This window comes from Micromonospora sp. NPDC050200, assembly GCF_040656135.1.
GTDB lineage: Bacteria > Actinomycetota > Actinomycetes > Mycobacteriales > Micromonosporaceae > Micromonospora.
The window spans coordinates 96,204-121,626 of sequence record NZ_JBFALG010000002.1 but is presented as its reverse complement, the minus strand read 5'-3'; the positions used below and the strand labels follow the sequence as shown (position 1 = coordinate 121,626).

At 74.4% G+C, this 25,423-nt stretch carries 21 protein-coding genes; 9 read left to right on the top strand and 12 right to left on the bottom strand.

Annotated features, from left to right (window positions below):
• The first annotated feature begins 2 nt into the window (after positions 1–2).
• Complete coding sequence (locus AB0I41_RS02045; protein WP_357100826.1) at positions 3–668, top strand: hypothetical protein; 666 nt, start codon at positions 3–5, stop codon at positions 666–668.
• Between the two features lie 46 nt (positions 669–714).
• On the opposite strand, the gene AB0I41_RS02040 is transcribed toward AB0I41_RS02045, so the two are convergent.
• Positions 715–1,878 (bottom strand): acyl-CoA dehydrogenase family protein, encoded by a 1,164-nt coding sequence (locus AB0I41_RS02040; protein ID WP_357100824.1) that lies wholly within the window; start codon positions 1,876–1,878, stop codon positions 715–717.
• 246 nt (positions 1,879–2,124) lie between these two features.
• Here AB0I41_RS02040 and AB0I41_RS02035 point away from each other — a divergent pair, with 246 nt between their 5' ends.
• Complete coding sequence (locus AB0I41_RS02035) at positions 2,125–3,552, top strand: UDP-glucose/GDP-mannose dehydrogenase family protein (RefSeq protein ID WP_357100822.1); 1,428 nt, start codon at positions 2,125–2,127, stop codon at positions 3,550–3,552.
• Between the two features lie 156 nt (positions 3,553–3,708).
• Positions 3,709–8,622 (top strand): permease, encoded by a 4,914-nt coding sequence (locus AB0I41_RS02030; RefSeq protein ID WP_357100820.1) that lies wholly within the window; start codon positions 3,709–3,711, stop codon positions 8,620–8,622.
• 122 nt (positions 8,623–8,744) lie between these two features.
• On the opposite strand, the gene purE is transcribed toward AB0I41_RS02030, so the two are convergent.
• The 3 genes from purE to AB0I41_RS02015 are packed head-to-tail and all read right to left on the bottom strand — an operon-like array spanning position 8,745 to position 10,914.
• Positions 8,745–9,236 (bottom strand): 5-(carboxyamino)imidazole ribonucleotide mutase, encoded by a 492-nt coding sequence (purE, locus tag AB0I41_RS02025; RefSeq protein ID WP_357100818.1) that lies wholly within the window; start codon positions 9,234–9,236, stop codon positions 8,745–8,747.
• Positions 9,233–10,393 (bottom strand): 5-(carboxyamino)imidazole ribonucleotide synthase, encoded by a 1,161-nt coding sequence (locus tag AB0I41_RS02020; protein WP_357100816.1) that lies wholly within the window; start codon positions 10,391–10,393, stop codon positions 9,233–9,235. The genes purE and AB0I41_RS02020 overlap by 4 nt, the downstream gene beginning before the upstream one ends.
• A gap of 47 nt (positions 10,394–10,440) precedes the next feature.
• Positions 10,441–10,914, bottom strand: coding sequence for a hypothetical protein (locus AB0I41_RS02015; RefSeq protein WP_357100814.1), 474 nt, complete (start codon positions 10,912–10,914; stop codon positions 10,441–10,443).
• 96 nt (positions 10,915–11,010) lie between these two features.
• Here AB0I41_RS02015 and AB0I41_RS02010 point away from each other — a divergent pair, with 96 nt between their 5' ends.
• Positions 11,011–11,559 carry a PadR family transcriptional regulator gene (locus AB0I41_RS02010; RefSeq protein ID WP_357100812.1) on the top strand — a complete coding sequence of 183 codons (549 nt, stop codon included), beginning with the start codon at positions 11,011–11,013 and terminating at the stop codon, positions 11,557–11,559.
• Here AB0I41_RS02010 and AB0I41_RS02005 read toward each other — a convergent pair.
• The 4 genes from AB0I41_RS02005 to mca all read right to left on the bottom strand — a co-directional run bounded on the left by AB0I41_RS02005 (position 11,552) and on the right by mca (position 17,663).
• The gene (locus tag AB0I41_RS02005) at positions 11,552–13,588 is read right to left on the bottom strand and encodes a thioredoxin domain-containing protein (protein ID WP_357100810.1); all 2,037 of its coding nucleotides are present in this window, start codon (positions 13,586–13,588) and stop codon (positions 11,552–11,554) included. The two genes, AB0I41_RS02010 and AB0I41_RS02005, sit on opposite strands and share 8 nt — an antisense overlap.
• 141 nt (positions 13,589–13,729) lie before the next feature.
• On the bottom strand, positions 13,730–16,192 hold the full coding sequence (locus AB0I41_RS02000; RefSeq protein ID WP_357101203.1) for a bifunctional diguanylate cyclase/phosphodiesterase: 2,463 nt from the start codon (positions 16,190–16,192) through the stop codon (positions 13,730–13,732).
• 247 nt (positions 16,193–16,439) lie between these two features.
• A complete protein-coding gene (locus AB0I41_RS01995; protein WP_357100807.1) occupies positions 16,440–16,733 on the bottom strand; it encodes a hypothetical protein in 294 nt (97 codons plus the stop codon).
• A 48-nt stretch (positions 16,734–16,781) separates the two neighbouring features.
• Positions 16,782–17,663 carry a mycothiol conjugate amidase Mca gene (gene mca, locus AB0I41_RS01990; protein WP_357100804.1) on the bottom strand — a complete coding sequence of 294 codons (882 nt, stop codon included), beginning with the start codon at positions 17,661–17,663 and terminating at the stop codon, positions 16,782–16,784.
• A gap of 188 nt (positions 17,664–17,851) precedes the next feature.
• Here mca and AB0I41_RS01985 point away from each other — a divergent pair, with 188 nt between their 5' ends.
• On the top strand, positions 17,852–18,286 hold the full coding sequence (locus tag AB0I41_RS01985) for a DUF4307 domain-containing protein (RefSeq protein WP_357100801.1): 435 nt from the start codon (positions 17,852–17,854) through the stop codon (positions 18,284–18,286).
• Between the two features lie 145 nt (positions 18,287–18,431).
• A complete protein-coding gene (gene greA, locus AB0I41_RS01980; protein WP_357100798.1) occupies positions 18,432–18,932 on the top strand; it encodes a transcription elongation factor GreA in 501 nt (166 codons plus the stop codon).
• A gap of 75 nt (positions 18,933–19,007) precedes the next feature.
• Here greA and ilvA read toward each other — a convergent pair whose 3' ends face one another.
• The 4 genes from ilvA to AB0I41_RS01960 are packed head-to-tail and all read right to left on the bottom strand — an operon-like array spanning position 19,008 to position 23,767.
• On the bottom strand, positions 19,008–20,228 hold the full coding sequence (gene ilvA / locus AB0I41_RS01975; protein WP_357100795.1) for a threonine ammonia-lyase: 1,221 nt from the start codon (positions 20,226–20,228) through the stop codon (positions 19,008–19,010).
• Complete coding sequence (locus AB0I41_RS01970; protein WP_357100792.1) at positions 20,225–21,151, bottom strand: DUF4328 domain-containing protein; 927 nt, start codon at positions 21,149–21,151, stop codon at positions 20,225–20,227. Before AB0I41_RS01970 ends, ilvA begins: the two co-directional genes overlap by 4 nt.
• 50 nt (positions 21,152–21,201) lie before the next feature.
• Complete coding sequence (locus AB0I41_RS01965) at positions 21,202–22,611, bottom strand: amidase family protein (RefSeq protein ID WP_357100789.1); 1,410 nt, start codon at positions 22,609–22,611, stop codon at positions 21,202–21,204.
• A gap of 16 nt (positions 22,612–22,627) precedes the next feature.
• Positions 22,628–23,767: a cystathionine gamma-synthase gene (locus AB0I41_RS01960; RefSeq protein WP_357100786.1), complete on the bottom strand. Its 1,140-nt coding sequence runs from the start codon at positions 23,765–23,767 to the stop codon at positions 22,628–22,630.
• 94 nt (positions 23,768–23,861) lie between these two features.
• On the opposite strand from AB0I41_RS01960, the gene AB0I41_RS01955 reads away from it, so the two are divergent.
• The 3 genes from AB0I41_RS01955 to AB0I41_RS01945 are packed head-to-tail and all read left to right on the top strand — an operon-like array spanning position 23,862 to position 25,366.
• A complete protein-coding gene (locus AB0I41_RS01955) occupies positions 23,862–24,188 on the top strand; it encodes a hypothetical protein (RefSeq protein ID WP_357100783.1) in 327 nt (108 codons plus the stop codon).
• A gap of 2 nt (positions 24,189–24,190) precedes the next feature.
• Positions 24,191–24,883, top strand: a complete 693-nt coding sequence (locus tag AB0I41_RS01950; protein WP_357100780.1) for a nucleotidyl transferase AbiEii/AbiGii toxin family protein — start codon at positions 24,191–24,193, stop codon at positions 24,881–24,883.
• Between the two features lie 57 nt (positions 24,884–24,940).
• Positions 24,941–25,366, top strand: a complete 426-nt coding sequence (locus AB0I41_RS01945; protein WP_357100777.1) for an HIT family protein — start codon at positions 24,941–24,943, stop codon at positions 25,364–25,366.
• Positions 25,367–25,423: the final 57 nt, after the last annotated feature.

Genomic DNA, 25,423 nt, shown 5'->3' with positions numbered 1-25,423 from the left:
GGATGCGACATCTCTGGAGCTCCCTCGCCGGGTTGGTGGTGGCGCCCATCACCTGGGTGCTGGTCACCCTCGGGCAGGACGGGTCAGGTCGGACCGTGAACCGCTGGGTGGAGATCGGTACGTACAGCACGCCCAACCTGATCGAGCCGGCCGTCTACCTCGGCGTCGCCGGCATCCTGCTCGGCCTGCTCGGCACGCTGCGCATCTCGCCGCTCGGCCCCCTCGTCGCCGGGCTGCTGCTGGTCACCCCGTACGTGGGGATGTTCATCGCCCCGTTCACCGTCCTCGACAAGATCCCGAAGGACTGGAAGATCCTCGGGGACCCGCTGCCGCTGCACCACCCGGTGCAGAACGGCACGCTGTTCCTGATCGGCCTGCTGCTGCTGATGGCGACCTTCAGCGTGCAGCGGTGGCGGAGCGGGCCGGCGGCACCGGCGACCGGGGCGGAGCTGACCCCGGCCGACGGCACACCGCCGGAGAACGCCTTCACGCTCAGTGACTGGCCGCCGTCCGGGGCGCGGAACGAGCAGGAAACCGCCCCGCTCACCCTCGGCTACCCGGACCCCAACACCGATCCGCTGCCCCGGCGCAGCGGCACCGAGTCGCCGTGGACCGCGCCGCCCCGCCACGGGGCCGGGTCCACGAGCGAGACCACCGAGAACCGTTGACGGCCGCGGGCGGGCCGGGAGGACCGGCCCGCCCGCCCGACCGCGGTCAGCCCTTGAGGAGCTGGCGGGCCATCACGATGCGCTGCACCTGGTTCGTGCCCTCGTAGATCTGGGTGATCTTGGCGTCCCGCATCATCCGCTCGACCGGGTAGTCGCGGGTGTAGCCGTAGCCGCCGAGCAGCTGCACCGCGTCGGTGGTGATCTCCATGGCGGCGTCGGAGGCGAAGCACTTGGCCGCCGCGCCGAAGTAGGTCAGGTCGGCGTCGCCGCGCTCGGACTTGCCGGCTGCGGCGTAGGTGAGCTGCCGGGCCGCCTCCAGCTTCATGCCCATGTCGGCGAGCATGAACTGGATGCCCTGGAAGTCGGCGACCGGCCTGCCGAACTGCTTGCGCTCGCCGACGTACCCCTTGGCGTAGTCGAGGGCGCCCTGCGCGATGCCGACGGCCTGCGCGGCGATGGTGACCCGGGTGTGGTCCAGGGTCTTCATCGCGGTGGCGAAGCCGGTGCCCTCGGCGCCGATCATGCGGTCGGCCGGGATGCGGACGTTGTCCAGGTAGACCTCGCGGGTCGGGGAGCCCTTGATGCCGAGCTTCTTCTCCGGCGCGCCGAAGCCGACCCCGGGGTCGGACTTCTCGACCACGAAGGCGGAGATGCCCCGGGAGCGCGCTGTGGGATCGGTCACAGCGAAGACGGTGTAGTACTCCGAGACGCCCGCGTTGGTGATCCACCGCTTCACGCCGTTGAGCACCCAGTGGTCGCCGTCCCGCACCGCCCTGGTGGTCATCGAGGCGGCGTCGCTGCCCGCCTCCGGCTCCGACAGGCAGTACGAGAACATCGCGTCGCCGGAGGCGACCGGGGTCAGGTACTTCCGCTTCAGCTCCTCGGAGCCGGCCAGGATCAGCGGCATGGTGCCGAGCTTGTTCACCGCCGGGATCAGCGAGGACGAGGCGCAGGCCCGCGCCACCTCCTCGATCACGATGGCCGTGGCCAGCGCGTCCGCACCGGCGCCGCCGTACTCCTCGGGGATGTGCGGGGCGTGGAAGTCCGCGGCCCGCAGCGCGTCGTAGGACGCCTTGGGGAACTCGCCGGTCTCGTCCGCCTCGGCGGCGTTGGGGGCCACCTTCGCGGCACAGACCTCACGGACCGCCGCCCGGATCGCCTCGTGCTCCTCGGGCAACCGGTAGACGTCGAACGACTGCTCTGCGGCCATGTCGGCCTCCCCTTTCACCGCTATCATGCGCAGTCTGTGGAGTCCGGAGACCGCCGACTGCCGCAGACTGAAGGATAGTCACCAGGTTCAGCCGGACCTTACCGGCAGGTAGGCTCGCGCACGACAGGCGTCGACCCGGCACAACTACCCTCACCCAAGACAACAAAAGTCCCTCGGTGCCCGCCATGGCGCCCCAGCCGATTGCGACGCAGCGACGCGCCGCCAGTGCGAGCGGAGAAGACAGGCGTGACGATCCCGTACCCGAACATCCAGCCGGTGCCGGCCATCGCTCCGGTGACGCCGCCCTCGGGGGCGCCCCGACCGCGGGTGACCTTCCTGGGCACCGGCTACCTCGGCGCGACGTACGCCATCTGCTACGCGGAGCTGGGCTACGAGGTGCTCGGCTTCGACGTCGACGCCGACAAGATCGCCATGCTGAACGCGGGCGAGGTCCCGATCCACGAGCCGGGCCTGGACGAGCTGCTCAAGCGCAACCTCGCCGCCGGCCGGCTGCGGTTCAGCACCGAGATCGCCGAGGTCGCCGACTTCGGCGACGTGCACTTCATCTGCGTGGGCACCCCGCAGCGCGCCGACGGCATGGGCGCCGACCTGTCGTACGTCGAGGCGTCGGTGACCAGCCTGGCCCAGCACCTGACCCGCAAGGCGCTGATCGTCGGCAAGTCCACCGTCCCGGTCGGCACCGCCGACTGGGTCGAGCAGCTGGTAGGCAAGCACACCCCGACCGACCTGGGCGTCGAGGTGGCCTGGAGTCCCGAGTTCCTCCAGGAGGGCTTCGCCGTCGACGACGTGCTGCGCCCCAACCGGATCGTGGTCGGCGTCAAGAGCGAGTGGGCCAACGGCATGCTCTACGCCGCCCACAAGGGCGTCTTCGACCTGGCCGCCACGGAGGACCGCGAGGTGCCCCTGGTGGTCACCGACTTCGCCACCGCCGAGCTGGTCAAGGTCGCCGCGAACGCCTTCCTGGCCACCAAGATCTCCTTCATCAACGCGATGGCCGAGGTCTGCGAGGCCGCCGGCGGCGACGTCACCCAGCTGGCCCGGGCCATCGGGTACGACCCGCGCATCGGCAACCGGTTCCTCCAGGCCGGGCTCGGCTTCGGCGGCGCCTGCCTGCCCAAGGACATCCGCGCCTTCCAGGCCCGGGCGCAGGAGCTGGGCGCCGGCGAGGCGCTGCGCTTCCTGCACGAGGTGGACCTGATAAACCTCCGCCGTCGTACCCGGGTCCTCCAGCTCGCCGCCGACCTGCTCGACCGGCGCTCCGGCCCGGCCGGCCCGGACTTCTCCGGCACCCGGATCGCGGTGCTGGGCGCCACCTTCAAGCCCAACACCGACGACGTCCGCGACGCCCCGGCGCTCGCCGTCGCCGCCCTGCTGGCGAAGTCCGGCGCGGACGTGCACGTGTACGACCCGCAGGGCACCGAGAACGCCCGCCGGGTGGCCCCCGAGCTGACCTACGAGGCCAGCATGAACGACGCGGTGACCGGCGCCGACCTGGTCTGCGTGCTCACCGAGTGGGCCGACTTCCGCAACGCCGACCCGGTCGCCCTCGGCGAGCTGGCCGCCGGCCGCAAGGTGGTCGACGGGCGCAACTGCCTCGACTCCGCACTGTGGACCCAGGCCGGCTGGGAGTACCGCGGCATGGGCCGCCCCTGACGGGTACGCGCCGACGCGCCGGCCGGGAAGCAACGCTTCCCGGCCGGCGCTCTTTGTTGCTCCGAAACGCAGCGCCAGGTGTCGAAATCCGCGCCGAGGCAGGGCATGCTCGACACTGGAGGTCCACAGCGCGGGCCGGCCGGGTGGAGGGGTGTCGTGGAGAGCTTTCAGTGCTCCTCGTGCGGGCGGGAGATCAAACCGGCCGCCCGTTGCCCGCACTGCGGCGCCGAACAGCCGCAGTGGCGGGAACACCTGGCGGAGATCGAGCGGTCCATCGCGGAGATGAAGGCCCGCGAGGCGGCCATCCTCGCCGAGCAGCGGCAGATCGCCGCCAAGATGCAGGCCGCCCTCTTCCAGCGGGACATCCTCGCCCACGCCGGCGAGGAGCGGATCGGACAGGCCACCCGGCCCCGCCGGGTGCTGCGCCGCAAACCCGGCCGCCGCCCGCCGACCGCCGCCACCGGCGCGCCGCCCCGGGTGCCCCGGCAGGGCGCCTCGCCGCCGGGGCCGGGGGACGGCCCGCCACCGCCCCCGCGCGCCACCGCCACCTGGCTGGACGCCGACGATCCCGAGCACCCGCCGGAGGCGTCCTCCCGCGAGGTGCAGAACATCCCGCTCGGGTTGGGCGCGCTGCTGCTGGCCGTGGCCGCGGTGGTCTTCGCCGCCGTCGCGACCAGTTCGATGGACGCCCTGGCCCGGTTGGGCATCCTGCTGGTCGCCACCGTGCTGCTGCTGCTCGCCCCGCCCGTGCTGGCCCGGCGCGGGCTCACCTCGACCGCCGAGACGATCGCCACGGTCGGCCTGTTGCTGGTGCCGCTGGCCGGGTACGCGCTCTGGGCGGTGGACCGGATCAGCGGCGGGGCGTCCGGCGCGGTCTTCTCCGGGGTGATCTTCGCGGTGACCGCCGCCGTCGCCCTCGGCTACGCCCGGGGCTCCGGCCTGCGCGCGCCCCGCTTCGCCGCCGTGCTCGCCGCCCAACCGGTGGTGCCGCTGCTGGCGTACGACCGGATCACCGGCCCCGGCGGGTGGGCGCTCGCGCTGACCGTCGTCGCCGTGCTCGATCTCTGGCTGGCCCGCTCGTCGCTGCTGCTGGAACGCCCGGTCCGCCGCGACCTGCCGGCCGACGCGCCGGCCCCGCCGACCGCACCCCGGCAGCGCACGGCCCCCGAGGGCCGGCCCGAGGCGGCGCCCGAGGAGGCCGGCGAGGTGCTCGACGCGACCGTCGCCGCCCCGGCGCCGGGCGACGCCGTACGGCCGGTGCCGTGGCTGCCCCAGGTGACCTGGCTGCTGCACGGCGCCGCGGTGGCGCTCGCCCTGGCGTACGCGGTCACCGCGCTGCTGCGCGCGAGCACCGTGCCGACGGCCACGGTGGCCGGCGCGGCGCTGCTGCTGGCCGCGGCGGTGGCCCTGGCCGGCGCGCTGGTGCTGCGGCGACCGCCGCTGCCCGACGTGGCCGCCGGCATGATGACCCTGGCCGTGATCGGGGCGCTGGGGCGGGTCGCCTCGGTCGCCTACCCCGGTCGGGCGCTGCTCCTGATCGCCGCCGTCATCACGCTCACCGGGCTGGCCGTGCGGGCCGTACCGGAGGCGGCCCGGCGCGGGCCGCAGTTCGCCGCCGCGGCGGCGCTCACGGTCAGCGGGGTGGTGGTCGCCGGCGGCGCCCTGCGCGCCGGCCTGGCCCCGGCCCGCGCCGCCCTGCCGGCCTGGTCGGCCGACCTGACGCGGTTCCCCGCCGAGCTGGCGGCGGCGGTCGGCCCGGCGGCCTGGCAGCTTGCCGCCAGCGCCCTGCTGCTGACCGTCGCGGCGGTGGTCGCCCTGCCCCCGGAGATCCGCCGCGAGTTCGCGGTGGTCGGCGCGGGGCTGACCGCGCTCGCCGTGCCGGCCTCCCTCGCCCTCGGCTGGGCGGCCGCGCCGTGGCCGATGGTGCTGGCGGCGGTCGGTATCGGGGTGCTCGGTCTCTCCGCCGGCACCACCCGCGCCGCGCTGGTGCACGCGGTCACGGCGGCGGTGGTGGGGGTGATCGGGGCCGGAGCCGCGCTGAGCCGTCCCGCGCTGACCGCGGCGGCGCTGGTCACCCTGGTCGTGGCGGGGGTGCTGGTCGCGCTCGCGCCCCGGGTGCGGATCACCCCGGCGGCGGCCGACACGCTCTCCGGCTGGGCGGCCGGCGGGGCGTCGTTCGCGTTGCCGGGCGCGGTGGCCGCCTTCGTCACCGCCACCGAACCGGCCGTCCCGGCGCCGACCCCGGCGATGCTGCGCGAGCTGACCGTGCCGATCCTGGCCGCCGGCTTCCTCGCCGTCTGCGTCACGCTCGGCTACGCGGCCATGGTGCAGGTCTCCCAGCGGCGCATCGCCCTGCCCCACGCGGCCGGCACGGCACTGGGCGCACTCACGGTCGTCGCCGCCGCCTTCGGCGCCCCCGGCACCACCGCCGCCGACGCCTGGGTGGGCGGGCTGCTGCTGGTCGCCACCATACTGCTCCTGCTCGCCCCGCGGATCGACGCCGGTCGCCGGTCCGACCTCGCCCTCGACGGCTCCGACCTGGCCGCCGCGGCGGTCACCGCCGCACTGATCGCCACGCTGGCCCGGATCGCCGCGGTGATCTCGGCCGGCGAGCAGCTCGCGGTGGCCGCCACGCTGGTGCTGGTGGTCGCCGTCGCCGCCCGGGCGATGCCCGAGGAGTGGCGCCGGGGCCCGGTGCTGGGGATCGCCGTCGGCGGCACCCTGATCGGCCTGCTCGCCGGCTGGTCCGCCCTGCGCGGCGGGGTCGGCGTGCTCGCCACCCCCGGCCCGATCTGGGCCGGTGACCTCGCCGGCTGGCCGGCCGCGCCCACCGGCGGCGCCACCTGGCAGGCCCCGGTGGCGCTGGCGATGCTGGGCACGGCGGCCGGGATCCTGCTCCCGTCGCCCTGGAAGTACGACGTGGCCGGGGCGGCCGCCGTGCTCGCCACGATCGGCGCGCCGGCCGCTTTCGCGCTGCCCTGGTGGTCGCCGGTGCTGGTCGGGACGATGGTCGCGACGGTCTTCGGGATGGCCGCCGCGGCCTCTGCCGATCCGCGCGCGGGGTTGTCCCGGGCCGTCGTGGCCGGTGCGGTGGCGCTGCACGCGGCGGCGGCCGGGCTGGTCCGGCCGTGGACCACCGCGCTGGCGCTGGGCGCCATCGCGCTGATCGGCCTGGTGGTCGCGGGGCTGGCCCGGGGGTTCGCCCCAGCGCTGGTCGAGGACGTGGAGACCGAGGGGATGCCGCCGCACATGGTGCGGATCGGCGGCGTGGCGGCGGGCGCGGCCCTGCTGGCACTGCCGGGTGCGGTCGCCGCGCTGGCCGCCGAGTTCGGTCACTCGGCCCAGGTGGTGCTGACCGCCGCGCTGGCGGCGTCCAGCGTCGGGCTCGCCGGGGCGGCCGCGGTCCGTCGCCAGGTGCCGCAGTACCTGCCGTACGCGAGCGCGGCGATCGTCGGCGGCGCGACGGTCAGCGCGCTGGCCGCCATCTTCGCCCACCTCCCCTCCGGCGTGTACGCCGCCGCGGCGGCGCTGCTCGGGGTGCTCGCCGAACTGGTCCGGGCGGCCACCGTCCCGCCGGTCGGCTCGGCCCAGCCGGTCCGCCGGTGGTCCGTGCTGCTGGACGGCGCGCTGCGCCGGCTGCCCGACGACCGCACCGCACGCCGCTGGCGGATCAGCCCGGCCGCCGGTTCGCTCGCCGCGGCGGCCCTGCCGACGCTCCTCGCCCTGGCCTCGCTCGCGCCGCTGCTCTACGTCGCCCTGGTGGAGCCGCACCGGATGCTCTCCCGGATCTGGCAGGGGCCGCCGCCGGAGCTGCTCACCCCGCCGCCGGAGGCGGTCGATCCGACCCACGTGCTGACCGCGTTGCTGCTCACCGCGACCGCGGCGCTGGCCGCCACCGCGCTCAGCGGTGGCCGGCGCTCGCGGGCCGTGCCATGGGTCCTGCCGGGGCTGGCGGTGACCCTGCTGATCACCCCGGTCGCCCTCGGCCACGCCTGGCCGGAGAGCACTCTGGCGGCGCTCGCCGTGTTCACCATCTCGATGCTCGGGCTCGCGCTGACCCCACCGCCGCCGCTGGCCGAGCGGGCCCGGTCGCTGCGGGTGACCCGGGTGCTGGTCTTCGTGATCGGGCTGGCCGGCGGCGGCGCCGGGCTGGCCGGCAGCCTCGGCACCCGGGAGCTGACCCTGTTCACGCTGGGTGGGGCGGTGGGCGTCGGCACGGTCGCCGCGCTCTTCGGCACCACCCAGCGGGCCCGCATCCTCGGCTGGCTCTTCGCCTCGCTGATGGCGCAGCTCTTCGTGCTCACCGCCGGCCTGGTGGCCGGGTTCGCCGCGGTCTGGTCGGCGTTCGGGGTGCTGGCGGTCGGCGCGGCGTTGCAGGTCTTCGCGGCGGCCCTGCCCCGGTTGCGCCGCCCCGAGGCGCAGCGCGAGGCGGCCACCGTGGAGTGGACCGGATACGCCGCCGCGCTGATCGCGCTGGCGCTGGCCTACGACTCACCCCGGCACATCGCCGCCCTGCTGGCCGCCTGGGGCGCCGTGCTCGGGGTGGCCGCGAGCCGGCCGGGGCGCCGCCCGCTGGAACGGCAGATCCTGTTCTGGGCGGTGGTGGCCTGCGAGATCGCCGCCTGGTGGATCCTGATGCGGGTCGCCGACGTGGCGCTGCCCGAGGCGTACACGCTGCCGTTCGCGGCGCTGGCCCTGCTGGTGGGGGTGCTGGAACTGCGGCACCGGCCGGACCTGTCGAGCTGGGTGGCGTACGGGCCGGCGCTGGTCGCCACGTTCGTGCCGACCCTGGCGATCGTGCTGGCCACCGAGTCCAGCATGCTGCGGCAGGTGCTGCTGCTGCTCGGCGCGGTGGCGGTGCTGATCTTCGGTACGACGAGCCGGCAGCAGGCGCCGGTGATCGTCGGGGCCACGGTGACCGCGATCGCCGCGGTGCACGCGCTGTTCAGCCTCGGCCCGTGGCTGGTGCTCATCCCCGTCGGCGTGGTCCTGCTCGGGCTGGGGGCGAGCAACGAGCGCCGCCGCCGCGCCCAGGAGCGGTTGCAGACCGCGCTGCGCGGCATGAGATGAATTCGAGGGTCCCTGCGGCGTGACTGCCTTGTAGCGCAGAGCCTGCGGGGTGCGCGCGTGCGGGGTGGGCGACGGCGGTCCGGACCCGAGCACGGGTGCGAGCCCGCGGGGGCCGGTCGGGGTCAGCCGAGGGAGGCGCGGAGGGCGGCGTCCTTCTCGGCCACCATCTCCTCCAGGCTCGCCTGGTACGCGGCCATCCGCGTCAGCAACGCCGGGTCCGCGACGGCGAGGATGCGGACGGCCAGCAGGCCGGCGTTGCGGGCGTTGCCGATCGACACCGTGGCCACCGGCACCCCGGCCGGCATCTGCACGATGGACAGCAGCGAGTCCATCCCGTCGAGGTGCTTCAGCGGCACCGGCACGCCGATCACCGGCAGCGGGGTCACCGAGGCGACCATGCCGGGCAGGTGGGCCGCGCCGCCCGCCCCGGCGATGATCACCTTGACGCCTCGGTCGGCGGCGGCGCGGCCGTACTCGATCATCTTGATCGGGGTGCGGTGGGCGGAGACGACGCCGACCTCGTAGGGCACCCCGAACTCGTCCAGCGCCTCGGCGGCGGCCTTCATCACCGGCCAGTCCGAGTCGCTGCCCATGATCAGCCCAACGGTGCTCACGCCCGCCCCTCCCGCAGCCAACGCGCGGCCCGCGCCGCCCGCGCCCGTACGTCGTCCAGGTCGTTCCCGAGCACGGTGACGTGCCCGATCTTCCGGCCCGGGCGCACCTGCTTGCCGTACAGGTGGACCTTGGCGCCGGGCTCCGCGGCGAAGAGGTGGTGCAGCCGCTCGTCGACGGAGATCCCGCCCGGCTCACCGCCGAGCACGTTCGCCATCACCACCACCGGCGCGGTCAGCGAGGTGTCCCCCATCGGGTAGTCGAGCACGGCCCGCAGGTGCTGCTCGAACTGCGAGGTGCGGGCGCCCTCGATGGTCCAGTGCCCGGAGTTGTGCGGCCGCATGGCCAGCTCGTTGACCACGAGGCCGGCGTCGGTCTGGAACAGCTCCACCGCCAGCAGACCGACCACGCCGAGCGCGGTCGCCAGGTCGATGGCGAGCTGCTGGGCGGCGAGCGCCAGCTCCTCCGGCAGGTCGGGCGCGGGGGCGAGCACCTCGACGCAGATGCCGTCCCGCTGCACCGTCTCCACCACCGGGTACGCGGCGACCTGCCCGAACGGCGAACGGGCCACCTGCACCGCCAGTTCCCGGCGCAGCGCCACCCGCTCCTCGACGATCAGCGAGGTGCCGCCGGCGAGCAGCGTCGCGGCCAGCTCGGCGGCCTGCGTGGCGTCGTCGACCATCCAGACGCCCCGGCCGTCGTACCCGCCGCGGGCCGCCTTGAGCACCACCGGCCAGCCCCGTGCCGTGCCGAAGTCGACCAGGTCGGCGGGCTCGGCGACCGGCCGCCAGGCCGGGTTCGGGGCGCCCAGGCCACCGAGCCGCTCCCGCATGATCCGCTTGTCCTGCGCGTGCAGCAGCGCGTCGGCGGGCGGGAAGAGCTTCACCCCCTCGGCGGCGAGGGCGCGGATGTGCTCGGTGGGCACGTGCTCGTGGTCGAAGGTGACCACGTCACAGCCCTTGGCGAAGGCGCGCAGCGCGGAGAGGTCGGTATGGTCGCCGTACTGGACGTCGGCGGCGACCAGGGCGGCGCCGTCGTCCGGGGCGAGCGCCAGCACGCGCAGTGACTGGCCGAGGGCGATGGCGGCCTGGTGGGTCATCCGGGCCAGCTGGCCCCCGCCCACCATGCCGACCACGGGCAGACCGGTACGGGAATCCATAGCGCCGCCAGCCTATCCGGGCGACCGGGGGTCACCGCCGCGAGGGCTCAGGCGGCGTCGGCCACGACACGGCGCGGGGTGCGGGCGATCTCGCGGGCGGTGCGCCGGGCGATCAGCGCCGAGCCGACCACGGTCGGCGCGAGCCAGGCGATCAGGTTGCCGTCGGTCATCTGGACGGCGAAGCCGGTGACGAAGGCGATCACCGTGCTGCCCATCAGGTTGAGGTGCCAGATGCGCCAGCCCCGGCCACCGAGGCCGGTCGGGCGGCGGCGGGCGAACCAGAGCCCGCCGACCAGCCAGCCGAGGGTCAGCCCGCCGAGCAGGGCCAGCCCCCAGAGGCGGGCCGGGTCGTAGGCGAAGAGGCCGAAGGCGCTGAGGCTGAGCCCGACGGCGGCACCCGCGTACACCCGGCCGAGCAGCGTGTGCCGGCCGCGCCGCTTGGGAGCGAACAGGACGGGCAGGGCGAGCAGCAGCCCGGCGGTGCCGCTGACGGCGTGGATCACGACAAGAACCGTGTGCATGGCACCCTCCCCAACCTCCCACTGTGGGAGGTTGATGAGACCATCGTGCAACCTGACACAATGGGATGTCAAGCGAATCCGAAGGAGCAGACCTCGATGCCGGACCGGCCACTGAACGCCACCGCCGCCTCCCTGCTGGGCTTCCTGCACGACGGCCCGATGACCGGCTGGGACCTGGTCGAGTACGCCCAGCAGCGGATCGGCGCGTTCTGGTCGCTCACCCAGAGCCAGGTCTACCGGGAGCTGACCGCGATGGCCGCCGCCGGGCTGATCCGCGCCGGGGAGCGCGGGCGCCGCGACCGGCAGCCGTACGAGATCACCGACGCCGGCCGGGCCGCGTTCGCCGAGTGGGCCGCCAGGCCGCCGGCCGAGGAGAGCATCCGGTTCCCCCTGCTGCTGACCGTGCTCTTCGGGCGGCACCTGCCCCCGGGACGGCTGGCGGAGTTCCTGGCCACGCACCGGGCCGCCCATGCCGCCCGGCTGGCCGGCTACGAGCAGGTCGCGGCCGCACTGCCGGCGGAGTCGGACACGGTCGACCCGTACTCGGTGGCGACGCTGCGCTTCGGGCTGGCGTACGAGCGGGCGGTGCTGGAGTGGTTCGACGCCCTGCCGGGTCAGCTCGGCGCGGCGCCGGACCTCAGCTGAGCTGGGCGACCAGCTCGTCGACCGAGGTCACCGGCCGCTGGCAGACGAAACCCCGACAGACGTACGCGGTGGGCCGCCCGTCGACCAGCGGCCGGTCCGCGAGCAGTGGCACCCCAGGCTGGTCCGGCCGGCCGGCCACCACCACCGCGCCGGGCGGGGCGTGCCGCACCGCGGCCGCCACCAGCGGATCACCCGCCGGGTCGTCGGTGGCCACCGCGATCTCGTACGGCCCGGAGAGCAGCGCCTCCCCCACCGTCGCCGCGTAGCCGGTGAACCGGGCGTGCCGCCCGACGATCGGCGCGACGGTGGCCAGCGCCGCCTCGGCCGCCTCCCGGTAGCGACTCTCGCCGGTCAGCGCGGCGTACGCCACCAGGGCCGCCACGATCGCCGACCGCCCCGACGGGGTGGCGTTGTCGGTCGGGTCGGCCGGCCGGGTGATCAGCCGCTCGGCGTCGTCGGCGGTGTCGTAGAAGCCGCCGTCCGGGGCGGCGAACCGGGCCAGGGCGGTGTCCAGCAGCCCACCGGCCAGGTGCAGCCAGCGCCCCTCCCCGGTGAGCTGGTGCAGGGCGCAGAACGCCTCGGCCACGCAGCCGTAGTCCTCCAGCACGCCGGCCGGCTCGCCGACCACCTTGTCGCGCGACGCCCGGCGCAGCCGCCCGTCCACGACGTGCACGGTGGCCAGGTGCTCGGCGGCGTCCCGCATCGCGCCGTCGGCGACGATGGTGACGCCCTCCATCAGGTTGGCGTCCTCGTCGTCGGGCGAGGCGTACAGGGCGGCGACGCGGAGGAACTCGGCGATGGCGGTGATCGCCAGTCCGTTCCAGGCCGCCACCACCTTGTCGTCGCGGGCGGGCTGGGGGCGAGTGTCGCGGGCGGCCAGCAGCCGGCCGACGACTTCCTGCCACCGGGCCCGGATCTCCGGGTCGGCGTCGTCGACGTCCCGGGCCAGCCTGAGCACGCTCGTACCGTGCTCAAAGGTGCCCGCCTCGGTGACGGCGAACAGGTCGGCGGCCCAGCGGCCGTCCTCCTCGCCCAACGCCTCCACCAGCTGGTCCGGCGTCCAGGCGTAGGTGAGGCCCTCGACGCCCTCGGTGTCCGCGTCCAGCGCGGAGGCGAAGCCCTCACCGGGGCGGTGCAGCTCGTCGGCGAGGAACCGGGCGGTGTCCCGGGCCACCCGGCGGGCCATCCGGTCGCCGGTGAGCCGCCAGAGCTCGGCGTAGCAGCGCAGCAGCAGCGCGTTGTCGTAGAGCATCTTCTCGAAGTGCGGCACGGTCCAGTGACCGTCCACCGAGTACCGGGCGAAGCCGCCGGCGAGCTGGTCGTGGATGCCGCCCCGGGCCATCGCCTCGGCGGTGTGCCGGGCGATCTCCAGGCTCTGCGGCGAGCCGGTGCGCTGGTGGTGCCGCAGCAGGAAGAGCAGGTTCATGTGCGGCGGGAACTTCGGCGCCCCGCCGAAGCCGCCGTTCGCCGCGTCGTACTCCCGGGCGAGCTGGTCGGCGGCGGAGTCGAGCAGCTCGGCGGTGAGCGGGGCGGTCGGCCCGCCGACGGCCTGGGCGCCGCCGATCGCCTCGACCACGGCGGCCCCCTGGCGCAGCACCGCCTCGCGCTGGTCGCGCCAGGCGGTGGCGACCGACTGGAGCAGGCGGACGAAGTTCGCCCGGGGGAAGTAGGTGCCGCAGAAGAACGGGGTGCCGTCTCCGGTGGCGAAAACCGTCATCGGCCAGCCGCCCTGCCCGGTCATCGCCTGGGTGGCGGTCATGTAGACCGCGTCGACGTCCGGCCGCTCCTCCCGATCCACCTTGATCGCCACGAAATCGTCGTTGACCAGCGCGCCGACCTGCTCGTTCTCGAACGACTCGTGCGCCATCACGTGACACCAGTGGCAGGCCGCGTAGCCGACCGAGATCAGCACCGGCACGTCCCGCCGCTTCGCCTCGGCGAAGGCCTCCGCGCACCAGGGCCACCAGTCGACCGGGTTTTCCGCGTGCTGGAGCAGGTACGGCGAGGTCGCGTCGGCGAGTCGGTTCACCCGACGACCATATCCAGCCGGGCGAACCCCCGCCGGCCGGACCGACGGCATCGCGGGGCCTTCCGCCGCTCACGTTCATGTATTTACATCCGTGCATGCTGACGATCGTCGCCGGCCGCACAGCGGTCGGACCCGGTGGGGTCAGGAGGCGCCGTCGGCGCGCAGCGGGAAGACGTTCGACTCGGCCGAGTCGCGCAGCGACCCGAGCACCGCCCCGATCTTGTCGGCGGGCATCGGCTTGAAGAAGTGGTAGCCCTGGGCGGCGGTACAGCCCAGCTCGGCCAGGGCGAGCCGCTGCTCGGCGGTCTCCACACCCTCCGCGACCACCCGCAGCCCCAGCTCGTGGGCGAGCCCGACGGTGGTCCGGACGATCGCGGCGGCCTCCGGCGACTCGGCCATCCGGAGGACGAACGAACGGTCCACCTTCAGCTCGTCCACCGCGATCCGGGTCAGGAAGGTCAGCGACGAGAAGCCGGTCCCGAAGTCGTCGACGGCGAGCTGGACGCCCATCGCGCGCACCGTGGCCAGCACCTCGTCGATCACCTCCAGCTCGCTCATCACCACCGTCTCGGTGATCTCCAGGACCAGCCGCTGCGGCGGCACCTGGTGGCGGCGCAGCGCGTCGGCGATCTCGGCCGGCAGGCGGGGGTCGAGCAGGCTACGGGCCGAGAGGTTCACCGAGATCGGCACGTCCAGCCCATCCCGGCCCCAGTCGGCCGCCACCGCGAGCGCCTTGTCCAGCACGTACCGGGTGAAGGCGCCGAGCTGCTCGCTGTTCTCCACCGGGCGGATGAAGTCGACCGGGCCGAGCCAGCCGCGGCGCGGGTGCCGCCAGCGGATCAGCGCCTCCACCCCGGTCGGGGCGCCGGTGGCCAGGTCGACCGCCGGTTGCAGGGCCAGCACCAGCTGGTCGTCGGCCTGCAGCGCCTCCCGCAGCTCCGCCAGCAGCGCCAGCTGGTCGGTGCTCGCGGCGTCGCGGGAGCTGTCGTACGCGGCGACGCTGCCGCCGCCCTCCTTGGCCTGGTACATGGCGATGTCGGCCCGGCGCAGCAGCTCGGTCAGGTCGGCGCTGCCCGCCCCGGTCACCACCACCCCCACCGAGACCTCGACGGACATCCGCACCCCGGCCACCTCGGTCGGCGCGGCCAGCCGCTCGGCGATCTCCCGGGCCTGGCGCAGCGCGTACGCCATCGGGGCGGACCGGTCGCCGACCACCGGGACCGACGTCAGCAGCAGCGCGAACTCGTCCCCGCCGAGGCGCCCCAGCAGGTCGCCGGGCCGGGCGAGGATGCCGAGCCGGTTGGCGGTGAGCCGCAGCAGCTGGTCGCCGGCGGCGTGCCCGAGGGTGTCGTTGACCTCTTTGAACTGGTTGATGTCCAGCAGCAGCAGCGCCACCGGGTGGTCGTGGGCGAGCTGCCGCAGCGTCTGGTCGCCCTTGCTGAGCATGGCCGTCCGGTTCACCAGCCCGGTCAGCGCGTCGTGCACCGCCTCGTACGACGACCGTGCGCTGACCAGCCGCAGCTCCCGGTGGGTGGCCGCGTCGTGCAGCGCGGCGGCGAGGGCGTCCGAGAAGGCCGCCACGGCGTCCCGCTCGCGGGGGCTCGGCGGCGCCGAGGCGGGAAAGCGGACCCGCAGCTCGCCGACCTCGACGTCGCCGACCGCCAGCGGGCGGGCCAGCTCGTGCTCAGCGGTGGCCGGCCGGGCGGGCGGGCCGATCTCGCGGTCGCGCACCCGGCCGGAGGCGTCCCCCCGGTACCGGCGCCAGCGGCCGTCGCCCCGGGACACGTCGACGTCGACCAGTTCGGCGCCGAAGAGGGTCAACGCGCCGGACACCGCGGCGGTGGCCACCCCGCGCTCGTCGAGCTGGTTGAGCGCGGCGGTCGCCTCCGCGAACGCCCGCCAGTCCCGCCGTTCCTGGTCGGCCCGGAGCCGGTGCCGGTAGGTCTGCTGGAGCAGCCAGAGCGGGGGCGGGAGCAGCAGCAGCCAGCGGGCGTCGATCTCCAGCAGGGCGACCACGACCAGGCCGACCGCCACGTTGCCGACGAACATCAGCAGCTTGCCGCGGAGCGCGGCGAGCACCGGCGGGCCGATGGCGACGCCGTGCCGCAGCGCCAGGGTGGCGCCGCCGAGGCAGGCGGTGGCGAGCAGGTAGGTCACCGAGCCGGCGATCAGGGCGAGCGCCAGCCCGGGGGTGGGCGCCGCCAGCAGCGGCGCACCGAGCGCGGTGGCGACCGCCACGGCCAGCGCGGTGGCGGCGGTCAGCGAGGCCGCGATCCGGAGCACCTCGAGCGGGGGCCGGCGGTCGACGGCCAGGGACATCCCCGCCCAGGCCAGGCCGGAGCCGAGCAGCGCCGCGGCCGGCAGCCACCCGGCCGGCACGAGGTAGAGGCAGACGATCAGGGCGGCCTCACCCCAGGTGATGCTGACCATGCCGGTGGCGGTGCGGAACCGCAGCCGGGCCAGTTGGGCGACGGCGAACGCGGCCAGCGCGATGCCGAACCGGGCCGGCGCGGGAAGGGGGTCGTCCGGCGGCAGCACGGCGGGGACGTTCAGGCCGATCAGGACCGCCGTCAGGGCGGTGAGCGTGACGGCGGCGACCAGCAGGAGCACCGGTGGCGGCGTGCCGCGCGTCTCGGACCGGTCGAGTTGGTCGACGGCCCTGCCGGACGTCACCGGCCCGCTCCGTCCGCCGGCACACGTGGAGTGCCCGGGACGGACGCTGCTGCGACGGTCATGGCGCCCCCTCCCGCGCACGGCTCAGGGACTTTCGGTGCCCCCGGCGGAAGGCTAAGCCAATCCGGGTGGCCGCAACAGGGGCTGACGACCCGGATCGGCGTGAATCACGCCCCGACTACCCGTTCCGGTGCTGCTGGTGGCTGTTGGGGGTGTCCGTGCGTGATTCCTGCGCCGAGGTCCCGTCCGCCGGATCGACGGCCGACGCGTCGGCGTGGCCCCGGTCGGCCGCCTGTCCCTGGGTGGGGAACCGGTCGGGCAGCCGACGCAGCCGGGAGTTCATGTTGCGGATCAGCAGGATGGTGGCGGTGGCCAGGAGCAGGATGAGGAACAGGCCCATCGGCCCGGCCAGGCCACCCGTGCGGGTGTCACCGAAGTTGTTCTCCGCGAGCACCTGGGCAGCGGTCAGCATGGTGTTTCTCCGATGTGCGGTGGGGTTTCAGGGTAGCCCGCCGCCCGGTCAGCGGACAGGGGCCGTCTCGCGCACCCCGGCGAAGAGGTCCGACTCGGGCAGCGGGCTGTCGACCAGCGAGCGGACCAGCTCGAAATCCTCCGTGGGCCAGGCGCGCCGCTGCAGCTCCATCGGCACGTGGAACCAGAAGCCGTCCGGGTCGATCTGGGTGGCGTGGGCGCGCAGCGCGTCGTCGCGGACGGGGAAGTAGTCGGCGCACTCCACCCGGGTGGTGATCCGCGGGCCTTTGTCGGGGCGGTCGTCCCAGCGCTTGAGCCACTCCTCGTACGGGGAGGGGAGGCCGGCGGCGAGCATGCCCTCGTGCAAAGCGGTGATCTTGCCCTTGGAGAAGCCGATGTCGTAGTAGAGCTTCAGCGGCTGCCAGGGCTCACCGAGCTCCGGGTAGCGCTCCGGGTCGCCGGCCGCCTCGAAGGCGGCGACGGTCACCTTGTGGGTCATGATGTGGTCGGGGTGCGGGTAGCCGCCCTCCTCGTCGTACGTGGTGACGACGTGCGGACGGAACTCACGCATCAGCCGCACCAGCGGGCCCGCGGCGACCTCGACGTCCGCCAGGGCGAAGCAGCCCTCGGGCAGCGGCGGCAGCGGGTCACCCTCGGGCAGCCCCGAGTCGACGAAGCCGAGCCAGGCCTGCTCGACGCCGAGGATCGCCCGGGCGGCATCCATCTCGGCACGGCGGATCTCGCCGATGTCGGCCCAGACCTCCGGCCGGTCCATCTTCGGGTTGAGCACGCTGCCGCGCTCCCCACCGGTACACGTCACGACCAGGACGTCCACGCCCTCGGCGACGTACTTCGCCATGGTCGCGGCGCCCTTGCTCGACTCGTCGTCGGGGTGCGCGTGCACCGCCATGAGACGCAGCTGCTCTGCCAACTTGGGCGCTCCTCGTCTGTGCCCACCGGCGACCCACCCGGGCCACCCGGCTGACCTGCCGGAATCCTCCCCCGTGCCGGACCCTGCCGGTGCCGACCTGTCATCCTTGACGACAGGACGGGCTGGGAGCATGGAACTCCCCCATTCTTGCCGATGCCCCCGACAACGACGCCAGGAGATACCCGCCGGTGACCGAGACGCACACCACATTCACCCCGGGCGCGCCGGTGTTCCCACTCGGCCGGTACGGCCGCCGCCGGGAGCCGGGCCGCCGTCGACCGCTGCTGGTCCGGGTGCTGGTGGCCGCCCTGGTCGCCGGGTTGGGCCTGGTCGCGGCGCAGCTCTACGCCCGGTACGGCGACCCGGCGTACGACGCCCAGGTGATCACCTACACGGACATCACCGACTCCGGGGTGAGCGTCGACTTCCGGGTCACCCTGCCCGAGGGCGGCTCGGCGGTGTGCGTGCTGCGGGCCCGCTCCCACGACGGCGCCGAGGTGGGCCGGGACGAGGTCGCGGTCAGCGCGGCGCCCGGCGAGCGGCACGCCGCCGTCCAGCACCGGATCGCCACCACCGCCCGGCCCTTCATCGGCGAGGTGATCCGCTGCCGGCCCGCCGGCTGACCCCCGCTGACCGGCCCGGCCGCCCGGTACGACCGGTTCGGGTACCGGCACCGGCGGTGATCGGCGGCACCCCGCGGGTGTGCCGCACTGGTAACTTGGTAACTCACCTGTCAGCCAGTTTTCCGCACGACCGAGGAGTACGCCTGTGTCCACCAATGACAACGAGGCGCCCGCCACCTGGCTGTCCCAGGACGCGTACGACCGCCTGAAGGCAGAGCTCGACGAGCACATCGCCAACCGGCCGGTCATCGCCGCCGAGATCAACGCCCGGCGCGAGGAAGGCGACCTGCGAGAGAACGGTGGCTACCACGCCGCCCGCGAGGAGCAGGGCAAGGCCGAGGGGCGCATCCTCTACCTCAAGGAGCTGCTGCGCACCGCCAAGGTCGGCGAGGCGCCGACCGCCGACTCGGTGGCGCCCGGCATGGTCGTGACGATCTACTTCGACGACGACCAGGACGACACCGAGACCTTCCTGCTCGGCTCGCGGGAGATCGCCGCCACCACCGACCTGACGGTCTACAGCCCCGAGTCGGCGCTCGGCAAGGCGATCCTGGGCGGTCGCCCCGGCCAGACCTGCACCTACACGGCGCCGAGCGGCGCCGACATCAAGGTGACGGTGGTCAGTTTCGAGCCGTTCTCCGGCTGAGTCCGGCCCCGCCGGGTCCGCGCGACCCGGCGGTTCCCGATCGCGTACGCCCGAGGCGTGACACCGGCGCCGGTGTCACGCCTCGGCCGCGAACACCACCTGGTAGCCGCTGGCCCGCAGGGCGCTGATCAGCGTGTCGGAGTGCTCGACGCCGCGGGTCTCCACCGACAGTGCCACCTCGACCTCGCCGAGGCGCAGGTGCGGGTTGGCCCGCTGGTGCTCCACGTCGACCACGTTGGCCCGGTGCTCGGCGATCTCGGTGAGCAGCGAGGCGAGCTGACCGGGCCGGTCCGAGCAGCGCACCGTGACCCGCAGGTAGCGCCCGGCGGCGGCCAGGCCGTGTTCGATCACCCGCAGCATCAGCAGCGGGTCGATGTTGCCGCCGGAGAGCACCGCGACCACCGGCGCCTCCACCTCGACGACCCCGGCCAGCAGCGCCGCCACGCCCACCGCGCCGGCCGGCTCGACCACCTGCTTGCCGCGCTCCAGCAGCATCAGCAGCGCCCGGGAGATGTCCTCCTCGGAGACCGTGACGATCTCGTCGACCAGCTTGCGGACGTGGCTGAAGGTGATCTCGCCCGGCCGGCCGACCGCGATCCCGTCGGCGATGGTGGCGAAGGACGGCAGGCGTACCGGCTCGCCAGCGGCCAGCGAGGGCGGGAAGGCGGCCGCGCTGGCCGCCTGCACCCCGATCACCCGTACGTCGGGGCGCAGCGCCTTGGCCGCCACCGCCATGCCGGAGATCAAACCACCGCCGCCGACCCCGGTGATGATCGTCTTCACGTCGGGGCACTGTTCGAGGATCTCCAGCGCCACCGTGCCCTGACCGGCGATGACATCGGGGTGGTCGAACGGGTGGATCAGCACCGCGCCGGTCCGCTCGGCGTAGGTCTGCGCCGCCACCAGCGACTCGTCGACGGTGTTGCCGACCAGTTCGATCTGCGCGCCGTACCCCTTGGTGGCGGCCACCTTCGGTAGCGGCGCGTTCACCGGCATGAAGACGGTGGCGTGGGCGCCCACCAGGCCGGCGGCGAGCGCGACGCCCTGGGCGTGGTTGCCGGCGCTGGCGGCGACCACGCCGCGGGCCCGCTCCTCCGCCGACAGCCGGGAGATCCGCACGTACGCGCCGCGCACCTTGTACGACCCGGCGCGCTGCACGTTCTCACATTTCAGCCACGTTGGGCCGCCGAGCGCGGCGCTCAGCGGCCGGAAGGGCTCCAGCGGGGTGGTGCGGGTGACGCCGGCGAGCAGTTCCCGCGCGGCCCGTACGTCGGCGAGACCGACCAGTTCCGTCATGCCCCGATCGTGCCACCCGGCACCGGGGGGACCTCCGGCGACGCCACCGTCGGATCGGCCACCACCTGCGGCGAGGGTGCGGTCACCGGCTGCGGCTGCGGGTAGGCGGGCACCACGGGCGTGCCCGCTGCCATCGTCATCCCGGGAGTGACCGGCCAGGCCGGGGTGGCGCGGGCGATCCGGTCCTGCTGGGCGGCGGAGATCCGCCGGATCAGCACGATGAACGACACCGCGGCCACCACGCAGGCGATGGCCGGGATCGCGTGCCGGCCGAGCGCGCCCTGGTAGTAGTCGACGAACGCCTGGAACTCGGCGTCGCCGACCGGGTCCTCGGGCAGTTCGGCGTACTCCATCTCGTCCTTCAGGCTGACCAGCCGCTCACCGAGGCTGAAGACCAGCCACGCCGTCCACCAGACGGCGACCAGGGCGCCGGTTCCCCGTCGCCGGAGGCTGTCCCGGGCGATGTTGGCGACCACCCGGGCGGGCACCACGAAATTGGCGAACGGCACCAGCCAGCCGGCGATCGCCCAGCCCGCGCCGAGCGAGGGCAGCGCGCCCGGGAAGGCGTCGGTGTTCTTCCGCGCCCGCCAGGTCCAGATGATCACCAGGATGCCGGCGGTCAGGTAGGCCGCCGCGAAGGGCAGGGCCAGCAACCCCTCGAGCACCGCGGCGCCGAGCAGCACGTCGGCGTCGCGGTCGTCCGCGGCGTGCTCGGCCAGCACTCTCCCGTACACCGGGGAGAGCGCGGCCAGCAGGTAGAACGCGGCGGTCGCACCGACCGCGATCGAGGCGGCCAGGCCGATGCCGCGCACCGCGAAGGTCTCCAGCCCGGGCGTGACGGCAGGCTGCCCCAGGGGGGTGTGGCAGTTCTGGCACTCGTTGAAGCTCGGGGACGTGGCGTCCCCGCAGGTCTGGCAGCGCATGGGTGACCGTCCAGGGGGTGCGGCGGGAGGTGCGCGCACACGCTAGACGATCATGCGACGGCCGGTGACCCCGTTCCGACCCGGGGATAGCCGGGGGCGTGCCGGGACCACGGCGCCTCCATCTCGAACTGCCCGGCGACCCCGAGCAGCAGCAGCTCCGAGCCGGGCGGGCCGATCAACTGCGCGGCGACGGGTAGGCCGTCCGGGCGCCGGCCGACCGGCACCACGATGGACGGCAGGCCGGCGATGTTCCAGGGTGCGGCGTACGGGGCGTACCGGATGTTGGCCTTCATGTTGGCCACCCAGGACCGGCCGGACCAGGCGGCGGCCTCCGGCGGCGGGCCGGCCAGCGCCGGGGTGAGCAGCAGGTCGACCGAGTGGTCGGCGAAGAAGCCGATCGAGCGTTCCCGCCAGGCGGCCCGGTCGGCCTCCCGGACGTACCCCCGCCGCTGCGCCCACTCGCCGAGCGCGACGTGCCGGCGGCTGCGCCGCTGGAGGTCACGCCGGTGGATCCCGGCGGCGCGCACGTCGGCGGCGGCCGCGGCGAACCACGTCGCGATGCCCTGGAGGCCGAGCGCGGTCGGGTAGACCGGGTCGGCGGGGACGGTGTCGTGGCCGGCGGCGGCGAGCAGCCGGCCGGCGGCGGCCACCGCGTCCCGGTTGGGGGCGTCCGGCGAGACGCCGCGCACCGGGGAGCGGAGCGAGACGCCGACCCGCAGCCGCGGCGGCGGGACCAGCTTGTCGGCGCGGCGGCCGGCGAGCACCTGGAAGCCGACCGCGGCGTCCGCGACCGTGGTGGTGAGCATGCCGTGCTCGGTGAGGCCGAACCAGTCCTCCACGCCGAGCTGGGCGGGGACCACGCCCCGGCCGGGCTTGAGCCCGACCAGGCCGCAGCAGGCCGCCGGGATGCGGATCGAGCCGAGGCCGTCGTTGCCGTGCGCGATCGGCACCAGCCCGGCGGCCACCGCGGCGGCGGATCCGCCGGAGGAGCCGCCGGGGGTGCGCCGGGTGTCCCACGGGTTGCGGGTGACCGCGGACTCGTCGTCGGTGAGCGCCCAGAGGCCGAGCTCCGGCATCCGGGTCACCCCGAGGATCACCGCGCCGGCGCCACGCAGCCGCCGGACCACCTCGTGGTCGGCCTCCGCGACGCCGGTACGCACCGCCGCCGAGCCGTTCCAGGTGGGCAGGCCGGCGACGGCGGTGTTCTCCTTGACCGCCACCGGCACCCCGGCCAGCGGGAGGTTGGCCAGGTCCTCCTGCTCGTCGACCTTCTCCGCCTCGGTGATCGCCTCCCCGCCGCGTACCGTGCGGAACGCGGCAAGGTCGGCGTCGACCCGGTCGATGTGGTCCAGGTGATCGGCGACGACCTGGGTGGCCGAAACGTCGCCCCGGCGTACGCCCCGGGCGATCTGCTTGGCGGTCGCCCCCACCCAGGTCGGCATGATGTCCTGCACGGCCACCCTCCCCAGCCAGCGGTCAGCCCAGCGCCTGCTCCAGATCGGCGAGCAGGTCGTCGACCGTCTCGATGCCGACAGACAGTCGCACGAGATCGCCGGGAACTTCAAGCGGCGAGCCGGCAGCACTTGCGTGTGTCATCCGGCCCGGGTGCTCGATCAGGGACTCCACGCCGCCGAGCGACTCGGCGAGCACGAAGAGCTTGGCCCGGTTGCAGATCTCCACGGCGTGCTCCTCACCGCCCGAGGCGCGGAAGGAGATCATGCCGCCGAACCGGCGCATCTGCTTCGCGGCCACCTCGTGACCGGGGTGCGAGGGCAGACCCGGGTAGCTGACCTGACCGACCTTGGCGTGCCCGTCCAGGTACGCGGCGATCCGCTCGGCGTTGTCGCAGTGCCGGTCCATCCGTACCCCGAGGGTCTTGATCCCGCGCAGGGTGAGCCAGGCGTCGAAGGGCCCGTTGATCGCGCCCATCGCGTTCTGGTGGTAGCGCAGCTCGTCGCCGAGGCCGGCGTCGGCGGCGATCAGCGCGCCACCGACCACGTCGGAGTGCCCGCCGATGTACTTCGTGGTCGAGTGGACCACCACGTCGGCGCCGTGCGCGATCGGCTGCTGCAGGTACGGCGAGGCGAAGGTGTTGTCGACCACCAGCAGCGCCCCGGCGTCGTGCGCGACGGCGGCCAGGGTGGCGATGTCGGCGATGCCGAGCAGCGGGTTGGTCGGCGTCTCCACCCAGACGATCTTCGTGGTGGCGCGCATGGCGGCCCGGACGGCATCGGTGTCGGAGACCCTGGCCGGGGTGTAGTCCAGCCCCCAGCGCTCGGCGACCCGGGCGAAGAGGCGGTAGGTGCCGCCGTACGCGTCGTCCGGGATCACCACGTGGTCACCCGGCTTGCAGACGGTGCGCAGCAGGGTGTCCTCGGCGGCCAGGCCGCTGGCGAAGGCGAGCGCCACCGGGCCGCCCTCCAGGGCGGCGAGGCACTCCTGGAGCGCGTCCCGGGTGGGGTTGCCGGAGCGGCTGTACTCGTAGCCGTGCCGGGGCGCGCCGACGGCGTCCTGGGCGTAGGTGCTGGTCTGGTAGATCGGTGGGATCACCGCGCCGGTGCGGGCCTCGGGGTCCTGGCCGGCGTGGATGGCGAGCGTCTCGAAGCCGTGACTCATTCCCGAGACGTTAGTCCGCCGGTGTGCCGCCCCGGGCGGAACCCGGCGGTCGTCACAGCGGCGGCCTGTCGGACGGGTGGGCCATACTGGCTCGGTGACCTCGTCCGTGACGCTGCCTTCCCGCCTGATCGGCGCGGCCGATCGCATCCCGGCCTCCCTCGCGCTGCTCAACGGGCCTGAGCACGGCCGGGTCAGTCTGCCGGTACGGCTCGCCTGGTCGGGCCTGAGCGAATTCGACGTGGCCGATCCCCGCGAGCGGCTGACGCTGTACCGGACGCTGATGGACTGCGGCCAACGCGAGGACATCATCCGATACGTCAATGCGGCACTGTTGCGCCGGGACTGGCCGCGCATCCGGCGGCTCACCGCTCGTCGCCTCATCGCCCTCTGGGAGCGGCGCCTACCTGAGCTGGCCGCCTGATCATGGACGAGGTGCATCAGCAACTGCTGCATGTCGGCTTCTCGGCCGGCGACGATCTTGGCCTGGTGCTCGCGGGCGGTTACGCGTTGTCAGCGCACAACCTGCTCAGCCGACCGTCCAGGGATATCGACTTCGCGACCGCAACGGTCCTACCGCTACAGGCGGTGGCAGCTCGCCTTGCGGAGGCCTACGTCGCGGCCGGTTTCCGCTGCCGTGTCGTCGAGGCAGGCAACCGGATGGCCCGGCTGCTGGTATCGGGCGAGACGACGGCGTGCGAGGTGGACCTGTTGAAGGAGGCGATCGGCCCTCCGGCGGCTCTGAGCATCGGCCCGGTCCTCGCCTTCGACGACGCGATCGGCCTCAAGGTCAGAGCGCTGCACGACCGGGCGGCTCACCGCGACTACATCGACATCCACGCCGCCAACGAACGGCTGAGCCGGCCCGAGTTGGAGGCGCTGGGCGCGCGGCACACGGTCGGCTTCTCCCTGGAGGAACTGGCCGACCGGCTGGGCGCCGTCGATGAGCTGGATGACCAGACCTTCGCGTCCTACGGGCTCACCGACGAGGAGATCTACGCGTTACGCGCGTGGGCGTCGGGCTGGGAGACCGACATCAGGGCCCGCCTGGCCAGCGGGGAGACTGGGCCGACGGGCATCGCCGAGAGCGAGTGGGACGGCTACCTCGAATCGCCATGACCGGGAACGGCCGCCCGGCGGCCGGCGGCCCGCCCGCGCAGCACCTAACCTGGCCCGATGAGCGGGTGCGTGTTCTGCGGGATCGTGGCGGGCGAGGTGCCGGCGTTCCGGGTGGCCGACGAGCCGGACGGGGTGGCCTTCCTGGACACCCGGCCGGTCTTCAAGGGGCACGTGCTGGTGGTGCCCCGCACCCACCTGGTCACCCTGCCCGACCTGCCGGCGGCGGACCTGCCCGGCTACTTCGGCCTGGTCCAGCGGCTCGCCGTCGCGGTGGAGTCCGCTCTGGGGGCCGGTGGGACGTTCGTGGCGATGAACAACAAGGTGTCCCAGTCCGTCGCGCACCTGCACACCCACGTGGTGCCCCGGACGAAGGGTGACGGCCTGCGCGGCTTCTTCTGGCCGCGCACCCGCTACGCGGACGACGCCGAGGCCGAGGAGCACGCCCGGCGGATCGCCGCCGCCCTCGCGCCCACCGGTGCCTGAGTACGCGAGGGACGGGTAAGGAACCGGAGCCCGGCGGCGTTGCACGCGGGGAGAGGT

Coding starts and splice junctions, on each gene's coding strand:
- AB0I41_RS01995 (WP_357100807.1), bottom strand. CDS start 16,733: ATGCTGACCGCTGCCCAGGTGCTCGCGGAGAACAACTTCGGTGACACC.
- AB0I41_RS02045 (WP_357100826.1), top strand. CDS start 3: ATGCGACATCTCTGGAGCTCCCTCGCCGGGTTGGTGGTGGCGCCCATC.
- ilvA (WP_357100795.1), bottom strand. CDS start 20,228: ATGACGGAACTGGTCGGTCTCGCCGACGTACGGGCCGCGCGGGAACTG.
- AB0I41_RS02040 (WP_357100824.1), bottom strand. CDS start 1,878: ATGGCCGCAGAGCAGTCGTTCGACGTCTACCGGTTGCCCGAGGAGCAC.
- AB0I41_RS01960 (WP_357100786.1), bottom strand. CDS start 23,767: ATGAGTCACGGCTTCGAGACGCTCGCCATCCACGCCGGCCAGGACCCC.
- AB0I41_RS02010 (WP_357100812.1), top strand. CDS start 11,011: ATGCCGGACCGGCCACTGAACGCCACCGCCGCCTCCCTGCTGGGCTTC.
- AB0I41_RS02020 (WP_357100816.1), bottom strand. CDS start 10,393: ATGGATTCCCGTACCGGTCTGCCCGTGGTCGGCATGGTGGGCGGGGGC.
- AB0I41_RS01970 (WP_357100792.1), bottom strand. CDS start 21,151: ATGCGCTGCCAGACCTGCGGGGACGCCACGTCCCCGAGCTTCAACGAG.
- AB0I41_RS02015 (WP_357100814.1), bottom strand. CDS start 10,914: ATGCACACGGTTCTTGTCGTGATCCACGCCGTCAGCGGCACCGCCGGG.
- AB0I41_RS01950 (WP_357100780.1), top strand. CDS start 24,191: ATGGACGAGGTGCATCAGCAACTGCTGCATGTCGGCTTCTCGGCCGGC.
- AB0I41_RS01945 (WP_357100777.1), top strand. CDS start 24,941: ATGAGCGGGTGCGTGTTCTGCGGGATCGTGGCGGGCGAGGTGCCGGCG.